Origin of the sequence: Dinghuibacter sp. (assembly GCF_035492835.1) — a bacterium.
Taxonomy (GTDB): Bacteria; Bacteroidota; Bacteroidia; order Chitinophagales; family Chitinophagaceae; genus Dinghuibacter.
Window position 1 is genome coordinate 1 of the sequence record NZ_DATJIY010000026.1, and the last position, 9,150, is coordinate 9,150.

General features: G+C 60.5%; 10 protein-coding genes. 4 read left to right on the forward strand and 6 right to left on the reverse strand.

Features of this window, described 5'->3' with window-relative positions; genetic code table 11:
* A partial coding sequence (locus tag VL547_RS02640) for a hypothetical protein (RefSeq protein WP_325574887.1) occupies window positions 1-353 on the reverse strand: 353 nt, incomplete at its 3' end.
* A gap of 3 nt (window positions 354-356) precedes the next feature.
* Window positions 357-776, reverse strand: a complete 420-nt coding sequence (locus tag VL547_RS02645) for a BlaI/MecI/CopY family transcriptional regulator (protein WP_325574889.1) — start codon at window positions 774-776, stop codon at window positions 357-359.
* Window positions 777-845: 69 nt separating this feature from the next.
* On the opposite strand from VL547_RS02645, the gene VL547_RS02650 reads away from it, so the two are divergent.
* Window positions 846-2,402, forward strand: a complete 1,557-nt coding sequence (locus tag VL547_RS02650) for a serine hydrolase domain-containing protein (RefSeq protein WP_325574891.1) — start codon at window positions 846-848, stop codon at window positions 2,400-2,402.
* Between the two features lie 7 nt (window positions 2,403-2,409).
* On the opposite strand, the gene VL547_RS02655 is transcribed toward VL547_RS02650, so the two are convergent.
* Together VL547_RS02655 and VL547_RS02660 are read right to left on the reverse strand one after the other, a co-directional pair.
* Window positions 2,410-3,984, reverse strand: coding sequence for a S53 family peptidase (locus tag VL547_RS02655; protein WP_325574893.1), 1,575 nt, complete (start codon window positions 3,982-3,984; stop codon window positions 2,410-2,412).
* Window positions 3,985-4,020: 36 nt separating this feature from the next.
* Complete coding sequence (locus VL547_RS02660) at window positions 4,021-4,935, reverse strand: sugar phosphate isomerase/epimerase (protein WP_325574895.1); 915 nt, start codon at window positions 4,933-4,935, stop codon at window positions 4,021-4,023.
* A 53-nt stretch (window positions 4,936-4,988) separates the two neighbouring features.
* On the opposite strand from VL547_RS02660, the gene VL547_RS02665 reads away from it, so the two are divergent.
* Complete coding sequence (locus VL547_RS02665; protein WP_325574897.1) at window positions 4,989-6,119, forward strand: AI-2E family transporter; 1,131 nt, start codon at window positions 4,989-4,991, stop codon at window positions 6,117-6,119.
* A 20-nt stretch (window positions 6,120-6,139) separates the two neighbouring features.
* Here the strand turns inward: VL547_RS02665 and VL547_RS02670 are convergent, their stop codons facing one another.
* On the reverse strand, window positions 6,140-6,907 hold the full coding sequence (locus tag VL547_RS02670; protein WP_325574899.1) for a phosphosulfolactate synthase: 768 nt from the start codon (window positions 6,905-6,907) through the stop codon (window positions 6,140-6,142).
* A gap of 64 nt (window positions 6,908-6,971) precedes the next feature.
* Between VL547_RS02670 and VL547_RS02675 the strand changes: the two genes are divergently transcribed.
* Window positions 6,972-7,949 carry an aldo/keto reductase gene (locus VL547_RS02675; RefSeq protein WP_325574901.1) on the forward strand — a complete coding sequence of 326 codons (978 nt, stop codon included), beginning with the start codon at window positions 6,972-6,974 and terminating at the stop codon, window positions 7,947-7,949.
* A 5-nt stretch (window positions 7,950-7,954) separates the two neighbouring features.
* Window positions 7,955-8,707 carry an SDR family NAD(P)-dependent oxidoreductase gene (locus VL547_RS02680; protein WP_325574903.1) on the forward strand — a complete coding sequence of 251 codons (753 nt, stop codon included), beginning with the start codon at window positions 7,955-7,957 and terminating at the stop codon, window positions 8,705-8,707.
* On the opposite strand, the gene VL547_RS02685 is transcribed toward VL547_RS02680, so the two are convergent.
* Window positions 8,704-9,150 (reverse strand): DoxX family protein (locus tag VL547_RS02685; RefSeq protein ID WP_325574905.1); only part of this gene is annotated, 447 nt, incomplete at its 5' end. The genes VL547_RS02680 and VL547_RS02685 overlap by 4 nt on opposite strands.

Below are 9,150 nucleotides of genomic sequence, written 5' to 3' on the forward strand. Positions count from 1 at the left end.
CGGAAAAGAAAACACACCCACCAGCAGATGAGCAGCCAGGGTGCGGCCTGGTCCAGTGCGTGTGTCACCCGGGTTGGCGTTATGGTTTTAACCGGCGACAACGAACTCATGACGTTCGCAGTCGTCCGGACGGGCATCAAACGCCCGGGCGCATCGAATTGCCGCGCAAAAACGAGACCCGTGGCCAGCACGAATCCCCCCAGCAGACAACAAAGGGCATTGTACCGGAACGCCGCGCGCGTGCGGTGCGTCAGGACGATCAGGAGGGCGGCGAGCGCCGCGACGATCAGGCCGATCCAAAGGGAGTGGACGAGCGTCCAGAAAAGGGCTTTGGCTAAAGGGTTTGTCAGCATGGCTTACTTTTTTGATTTGTTATCGTTTCCGGCGGCGCCGCCGCCATTTTCCGCGTCGAGGCTATCGAGCATCCGTCGATACTCCGCCATCTCCGCTGGTGTGAGCTGTTTGTTCCCGAGCAGGTGCATCATCAGGCTGCCCGCCGACCCGTTAAAAAGGGTGTCCACCATCTTGTCGAGGATGACGGTCTTGGTCTTCCCCTCGTCCACGGCCGCGCGGTAGACGTGGGTCCGGGCGCTTTCGTCGCGCACCAGCAGTCCCTTCTCCACCATGATCTGCATGAGCTTGAGGGTCGACATATAAATGACCTGCCGCGTGTGCCGGTTGATGTGATCGTTGATCTGGCGGGCGGTCGAGGGGCCGCTGGACCAAAGCACCTGCAGGATTTCCAATTCCGATTTTGTAGGTTCCGGGTGATTCATACCGCTAATCTAAGAAAACATTCTTATAAAACTAAGAATTGTTTCTTAGTATTGTAAGAAATCTTTCTTATGTCTTTGAAATTCGTTTTCACCTTTCTGGGTAAGGCGCCTGTTGTCGCGGCGGCGGCAGTCACAGGCCTGTTGGCCACCGCGACGGGCGCCCGGGGGCAGCAGCCGTCAGCGGTGAGCGCCCGGGGGCGACAGCCGTTGGCGGTGACCGCCCGCGCGCAGCAACCCTTGCCCCCCGAAACCCGCGCACGGCTCGACTCCCTCCTGGATACGCTCGCGACACACCATTACTTCAACGGCGCCGTGCTGATCGCCGAGGATGGCCATGTCGTCTACGAACACGCCAACGGCTACTCCGACCGTGAACGGCGGATCATGAACAGCGATACCACGCGCGTCAATGTCGCGTCGACGTCAAAACCGTTCACCTCGCTGGCGGTGCTCCAGCTGGTGGACGAGGGCCGGGTGCGGCTCAACGACCCGGTGAAGCGGTACCTGACCGACTTCCCGTACGCCAACATCACCGTCCGCCACCTGCTCGGGCAAACGTCCGGTCTCCCACAGCTGGAGCGCTTCGAGGACGGCTATATCCTTGAGCACCCGGATGCGCTGATCAGCAACGAGGAGGCTTACGCGCAGCTCGTGGCCGCCGGGCAACCGCTCCGGTTCGCCCCCGGCGACAAGTGGATGTACAACAATTTTAACTATGCGATCCTCGCGCTGCTGGTGCAAAAAATGAGCGGACAGAAGTTTGCGGAATACATGCGCGAGCACGTCTTTGAACCCGCCGGCATGACGGCGACGTATATACGCGAACACGGAATGCCCAATACCGTCAGGTACACGCGGCCCACGATGTATTACACGGACTGGCTGAACGTCGATTCGCTGAACCACCGGCAGTTCTATACCTACTACAACCTAAGCGACATCCAGGGTCCGGGAAATGTAGTGACTACGCTCCGGGACCTCTGGCGCTTCGATAACGCCCTGAGGGCGGGGAAGCTGTTGGGCGCGGGACTCCTCGACAGCGCCTTCACGGCCGTAGTGCTCAACGACGGCAAAACCGCCTATATGAACCCACGCAGCACGCGCACCTATGGCCTGGGTTGGAGCATCTACACCAGCCGGACGACGCCCGCGGTCCGGTTCGCCTTTCACGACGGGCACATCGTGGGATTGACCGCGTTCCTCCACCGCAACCTCGACAAAAACCAAACGATCGCGTATTACGACAACATGGACGACGCCCCGCTGGAAACCATGCTGTCGCTCTCCAATATCATCAACGGCCTGCCGCCGCTGCACATCCAGGTGACGCAATCCCTGGCGAGGCTATATGGCCGCACGCTCGTCGATAAAGGAGTAGACGCCGCGGCCACGCTGTTCAACGAGCTCAAGGACGATACCGCGCACTATTACTTCGATGAATTCGAGCTCAACCACCTGGGCTACGACCTGTTGCAAGGCCCGAACAAGAGATACGCCCTGGAAGTCTTTAAGCTGAATACCCTGCTTTTCCCCAAAAGCAAAAACGCCTATGACAGCTACGCCGATGCGCTGGAGCAGAACGGGTACCCGGAGGAGGCCAGGGTCATGCGGGCGAAGGGGCGCTAACGCGCAGTCATCCACGCAGTGCGTCCAGCAACTTCCCCCCATCTGGCACTCCCAGCCCGGTACAGGCGTCCCACCCGGTGCCGGCGACGTAAGACGACCCGTTGCCGACGGTGTCGTTGTTCCCCTGGGTGATGTCGCGGAAGGCGGCGGCGTTGGTGTAGAGCACCGGGTTGAGGAAACCGACGGGTTTGCCGAGGGCGTCGTTGAGCCGGGCCACTAGGCCGGCCATCAACGGGGCGACGGCGCTGGTGCCGCCGATGGGCTCGGTCTGGCCGCCGAGGAGGATGTTGTAGCCGGTGGCGGGGTCGGCGTCGCCGGCGACGTCGGGCACGCCGCGCCCGGTTTTGCCGGTATTGGGGGAGGCGGGTACCCCGGCGCCGTCCTGGTAGGTGGGCAGCGCAAAAAGGTCGCTGACCCCGCCGCCGGTAGCGCCGTCGTTGCTGCCGCCATTCCAGGTGACCTCGCTGTTGATGGTGTCGGTCTGGACGTTCGCGCGCAGGGTCGTGCCCCCGCACCCCAGCACGTAGGCGCTGCTGGCGGGGTAGTCGACGTGAACCTTGCCGTCGTCCGCGCCGTCGCTGGAGCCCGAATCCCCCGACGCGGCGCACACGGTGATGCCCATCGTGGCCGCGGCCTGGAACTCTTCGTCGAAGCTGGTGTAGTACGAACCATAGGAGGTGTCTTCCGGTCCGCCCCAGCTGATGGAGATGACCGAGGGCTTGTTCACGGTGTCGTGGATGGCCGTGGAAACCGCGTCCTGAAAGGCTTGCGTGGTATTCCCCGCAAAATATACGGCGATCTTTGCGGCGGGGGCAACGGTGCCGGCTACCTCAATATCCAGGGTGACTTCGCCGTCTTCGTCGCTGACGGTGGACCCGAAATTGTTTTTTCCCCCGTCCACCGGGACGGCCACGAGGGTGGGGGCGGAGAGACCCAGGTTCTTATAAAAGGTGTCGATGTCGGAGGTCTGGTAACCACCTCCCAGCTCGATGATCCCGATACACTGCCCTTCGCCGGTCACCCCGTCGGGGAAGTTGTACAGCCGGGCGATGTCGACCGGGCTGTACGAAACGTTGGCCTGCGCCCGTGCGACGCGTTTGATCTTGGGGGTGGCCCAGGGCCGGTTGTCCAACCCAAAAACGCCGCGCACGATGCCGTCGAGCTCCGTGGGGATCGACACGTCGCCGGACCGGCCCCGGAATACGCAACCCTGGGCATCCTTGTATAGATTCAACGAAACCTGGAAGGCCTGCTCCAATTGCGCGACCGTACCCCGGATTACGACGGCCCTTTTGTGGGGCTCGACCCGGACGACCGTGAAACCCTCGTGTTTGGCGAAAGCCTCGACCTGGTCGATGTCCGCCTGGCTGGTGCCATAGCGTTCCGAAAAGGCCTCGCGGGAAAGGGGCGAAAATACCCGGTGGACGGCGGGGTCGGTCAGGTCGGGGAGCGGTCTGCCGGGTCGTAGCTTGAGGGTGATGTCGACGAGGTCGTCCTTTTTAATACCCGGTTGAAGGTCGCCGGAGGGTACGGGTTTGCGGCTGCCGGGCAGGATAAGGCGCCGGGAATAAGGGGTGTTCATGGTTAAATGATTAGGCGGTCAAGATACGAATAATCCCTAATAACCCCAATGATGCATGACCTCCAGGTCTTTACGTGCGTCGTCGAGGGGTCTGCGACCCTGGTAGGACTCCTGCTCGATGGTCAGCTGTGTCGTGCCCTGGGCGACCGCCGCCCGGACGACCGCCTCCGTGCCCAGGATGCCCTGGCCCAGGACGGTGCTGTCATACGGATCGTTCATTTCACCCGCGCCCTTCGCGGGGATCACGTCCTTTACGTGCATGAGCGCAAAACGGCCGGGGTGCGCGTTCAGCACGTCCATGGGCTTGGCGCCGCCGCCCATCATGTTGCCGATGTCGAGCTGCTGGGCGACGAGCTTGGGGTCGGTTTCGCCGAGGATAATGTCGTACAGCAGCTTACCGTCGAGGCGGTCCTTGAACTCGAAGTCGTGGTTGTGGTAGCCGAACTGGAGACCGCTGGCCCGGCACAACTCCCCGCTTTTGTTAAATACGTCCATCCAGCGTTTCAGCCGGCCGGCGTCGGTCCGGAGCGATTCGTCGAGCCAGGGGCAGATCACATAGCCCTGGCCGGCGATCCTGGCGTCCTCCACGGTTTGTTTCCAGGCGTCGGTAAAGTCCTGGCCGTTCCAGTGGTCGCCTTCCTTGAGCTGGGTGTGCCCGCTGGGCATGGTCAGCCCCAGGTCGTCGAGGAGTTTCTTAAAGGTCGCCGGGTCGTAGCCGTAGAACTTGCGATCCACGTAGTTGGCGTGTTCGACGTTCTTATAACCCATACGCGCCAGCGCCGTTAGCGTGCCCTTGGGGTCCTTTTTCATGTCGTCACGGACGCTGTAGAGCTGGATGGCGAGACGCGTGGCGACGCGGTGCGCGCTTGCCACGCCGGCCAGCGGCCCCGCGGCGATGGCGCCGGCCGTCAGGGCGGCCTGCTTGAGAAATTCACGACGGTTTTGCTGCATACCTACGAATCTAGCAAATATTAATATATTTACCGTTCGCAGAACTACCGCTTATGGATACCAAGATCAACCCCTTTTATACGCAACTGGCCCAAAGCCTCGTCGCCATCGTGCTGATATTTATCCTGTTGAAGCAGGCTGAGACCATATTCATCCCGATGTCGTTTGCCGGTTTGCTGGCCATCATGTTGATCGCCCCCTGCGATTTTTTGGAGAAAAAAGGGGTTCCCCGCGGCATAGCGGCACTGGTATCGCTCCTGGTGTCGATGTTCCTGGTCGTCTTCGTGCTCTATTTGATCTCTTCGCAGATCATCAGCTTCCGCAATGACCTGCCGGCCCTGCTGAACCAGTTCAACGACGTGCTGGACTCGATCCAGGTGTGGATCAAGCACCGTTTCCACATGACCTCCACGGGGATGCACCAGCTCATCAACTCGGCCAAGAGCCAGACCCTGTCCTCCACCGGCGCCATCGTCGGGAGCACGGTCTCGTCGTTGTCAAGCACCCTGCTCTTTGCCGTCCTTATCCCGATCTACACCTTCCTGCTGCTGTTGTACCGCGGGCTGGTCGTGCGTTTCCTGGTGCGCGCCTTTTCCGGCCAACACACCCCGAAGGTGTATGAGATCCTCGGCAAGACGCGGCACGTGATCAAGAACTATATCGTCGGTCTGATGATCGAGATGGCCATCGTCGCCATCCTCAATTGTACCCTGTTCTTTATCATCGGCGTTAAATACGCGCTGTTGCTGGGCGTCATCGCCGCGCTCCTGAACCTGATCCCTTACCTGGGTATCTTTACCGCGCTGATCCTGAGCGCGCTGATCACCTTTACCACCAATACCCCCACCGTCGTCCTGGAGCTGACCATCGCCCTTGTCGCCGTCCACCTGGTCGACAGCAACATCCTGCTTCCCCGCGTCGTGGGCTCCAAGGTCCGCATCAACGCGCTGGCCACCATCCTCGGCGTAGTCGTCGGCGAAATGCTCTGGGGCATCCCCGGGATGTTCCTGGCGGTGCCGATCGTGGCGATCCTGAAGGTTATCTTCGATGGCGTGGAAAGCCTGCAGGCGTGGGGCATTCTGCTCGGCGACGACCGCGATGAGGCGACCGTGAACCAGAAGAAGGGGCTCCACTGGCCGGCGCTGAGGAAAAAGCGCGTGCCCACCAGCGGCGCGGACGCGTAACCCGCGCCGGGACGTCACGGTTACAAAAAGAAGTGGAACGAATCCCCGCGAAGCCCGATCCGCATCGCCTCCAGCGCGATCACATCGTATGTGGCAATATTCCCCAGGTTGGCGTTGCAGCCCAGTAATTCTAGGAAATAGAGCTGCTGGTCCTTGAGCGGGGCTTCCCAGATGATTTTTTCACCGGGGATCTTGGTGAGGATTTCCTGTACGAGACCTTCGCGGACCTCGCCGGAGTCGCGGTAGAGGCCGACGGTGCCGGTTTCGCGCGCTTCGGCGATGACGTATTGCGCGCCGGCGGCGAGCTCCGCGGTCATCAGCTCAATCCATTTGTACGGCGGCGTGATGTGCTCCCGGTCCTTGTCCTTTGAGCCCACCTCGCTCAAAACCACGGCCTGGGTGGCGAGCTTTTCGATATAGCCGCACTTTTCGCTGTGCGAAATGTTGATCGATCCGTCCGAAACTTCCACACAACGGATGTCGTATTCCTTCAGAAGCGCCAGGTAGTCGGCGAACTGGTTGCGGACCACGAAGGCCTCGAACAAGAGTCCCCCAAAGTAAACCGGGATGTCGTGGGCGCGGTAGGCGTCGATTTTTTCCCGCAGGTGGGGGAGCACAAAAGACACGCCAAAGGCCAATTTGGCCAGGTCCACGTACGGATAGGCCACCGAGAGGTAGTCTTTGGTGGCGTCTACGCTTAAGCCCTTATCGGTCACCATGGTGAGACCATGGGTGCGGGGGTGCTGGGTGCGCTCGGGTATATGGGTGAGGTGAAAGTTCGGTTGCATGGTACAAAGATAACTGGCAAAGTAATTGTTTTCCTATAGGGATAAGGCAAAAAACTGTTAACCTATGGAGTATAGAAAACTAGGACATACCGGCTTGCAACTAAGCGTATTCGGTTACGGGAGCTGGATCAGCTTCCACGGGCAGGTCGACGACAAGGCCGCGGGGGAGCTGATGCAGGTGGCCTATGACAATGGCATCAACTTCTTCGATAACGCCGAGGTGTATGCCAAGGGCGAAAGCGAAAAGATCATGGGGCGCGTCCTGAAGCAAAAGGGCTGGGACCGCACGTCCTATGTGCTTACGTCCAAGGCCTATTTCGGCTGGCGCGGCGACAACAAGCCCAACCAGCAAGGCCTCAGCCGCAAACACCTCCGCGAGGCCTGCGACGAGGCGCTGGGCCGTTTGCAGACCGATTACCTGGACATCTATTACTGCCACCGTCCGGATGATAGCGTCCCTGCCGAGGAGATCGTCTGGACCATGCACCAATTGATCCAATCGGGTAAAATTCTCTACTGGGGGACCAGCGAATGGACCGCGGCGGGGATACAGGCCGCCATTACCATCGCCGAAAAATACAACCTTATCCGGCCCGTGGTCGAGCAACCCGAGTACAACCTCTTCCGCCGGCACAAGGTGGAAACCGACTTCGAACCGCTCTACGATACCTACGGTTTGGGGCTCACCACCTGGAGCCCGCTCCACAGCGGGATGCTCACGGGGAAGTACAACGACGGCATCCCTAAGGGCAGCCGGCTCGACCTCCCCGAGTTCAAAGGCATGATGGGTATGGCCTATTCCGAAGAAAAGGTCGCCAAGGCCCGCGCCTTCAAACAGGTGGCCGACGAAATCGGCGTCAGCATGGCCGACCTGGCCATCGCCTGGGTGATCAAAAACCCCCGGGTAACGTGCGCCATCCTCGGCGCTTCCAAACGCGAACAGCTCGAACAAAACCTAAAAGCCCTGGACGTGGCAAACAAGCTTACGCCCGATCAGATGAAAACGATCGGCGACGCTACCCGCCTCCAGGAACAAAACTAGACACCATGGACCTCAAACTAAAAGACAAGGTCGCCATCGTCACCGGTGGCGCCTCCGGCATCGGTCGTTCCGTCGCCAAGATGATGGTGGCGGAAGGCGCAAAGGTCGTCATCGCCGATATCCAGGAAGAAAAAGGGAACGACGTCGTCGCCGAGCTCAAGGGCGCGGGCGGGGAAGCGGTTTTTGTCAAAACCAACACGTCCATCCACGACGAGGTACAGCGCCTGGTTTCGGAAGCGATCAAGTCCTTTGGCCAGATCGACATCCTGTTCAACATAGCGGGCCCCGGCGCCACCGGCGGCCAGCTCGATACCGAGGAGAACGAGATCCTCCGTCAGTTCAACGGTCACCTCAAGGGCTGTATGCTGTGCACCCAGGCCGTGCTGCCCCATATGGCCGAGCGCAAATACGGCAAGATCGTCAACATCGGCTCCTTTGCCGCGCATGGTATCATAGACGATATACCCGCGTACTGCGCCGCCTTTGGCGCCGTGGACGCGTATACCAAGAACGTGGGCCGATGGGCGGCCCCGCACAACATCAACATCAATTCCGTCTCGCCCGGGAACGTGCTGAGCCCCCTGACCGCCCAATGGCTGTCGGAAGGGGACCGGCTCAAGAGCGTCGGGGAAACCATCCCTATCCGACGGGTCGCCGCGACCGAGGACGTGGCCGCGGTGTGCGTTTTCCTGGCGTCGGATATGGCGCGGCACATCGTTGCGACGGACATCAACGTCTCCGGCGGGCAGCGCATTTAGCGCGCCCGCTTGCGTCTTACCGCATCGACGCTCCACGGATAAGCCGGTTGCGTCGCCAATAAAAGACAGGCCGCGCTCACGGTAAAGACCGAATAGTCGATGGGCGACAGTATCCCGTCCGTTATGGTCATGGCCACACAAAAGCAAAAGGTCGTCAGACTGCACACCGCCGCCGCCCACCGCGTAAACAGCCCGATAATGAGCAGGAAGCCGCCCCCAATTTCTACAATCGTGGCGACAACCGCCAGGAACTCCGCCAGCCCATAAGGCAAAAACCCCATCAGCGTATGCGCCCTTGCCGAAAAATGCTCCCAGTCCCCCCAGCTAACCCACGGCTTCCCATAAGGCCCCCAGGCGCCCACCCGGTCGAGCCCCAGCCAAAGAAAGCCAACCCCCAAGGCTAGCCGCAGATATAATTGTGGAATAGCGGTTTTCATATCGCT

Excerpts from the sequence above, each read along its gene's own strand:
- VL547_RS02645 (WP_325574889.1), bottom strand. The coding sequence starts at position 776 with ATGAATCACCCGGAACCTACAAAATCGGAATTGGAAATCCTGCAGGTG.
- VL547_RS02660 (WP_325574895.1), bottom strand. The coding sequence starts at position 4,935 with ATGCAGCAAAACCGTCGTGAATTTCTCAAGCAGGCCGCCCTGACGGCC.
- VL547_RS02680 (WP_325574903.1), top strand. The coding sequence starts at position 7,955 with ATGGACCTCAAACTAAAAGACAAGGTCGCCATCGTCACCGGTGGCGCC.
- VL547_RS02655 (WP_325574893.1), bottom strand. The coding sequence starts at position 3,984 with ATGAACACCCCTTATTCCCGGCGCCTTATCCTGCCCGGCAGCCGCAAA.
- VL547_RS02670 (WP_325574899.1), bottom strand. The coding sequence starts at position 6,907 with ATGCAACCGAACTTTCACCTCACCCATATACCCGAGCGCACCCAGCAC.
- VL547_RS02650 (WP_325574891.1), top strand. The coding sequence starts at position 846 with ATGTCTTTGAAATTCGTTTTCACCTTTCTGGGTAAGGCGCCTGTTGTC.
- VL547_RS02675 (WP_325574901.1), top strand. The coding sequence starts at position 6,972 with ATGGAGTATAGAAAACTAGGACATACCGGCTTGCAACTAAGCGTATTC.
- VL547_RS02665 (WP_325574897.1), top strand. The coding sequence starts at position 4,989 with ATGGATACCAAGATCAACCCCTTTTATACGCAACTGGCCCAAAGCCTC.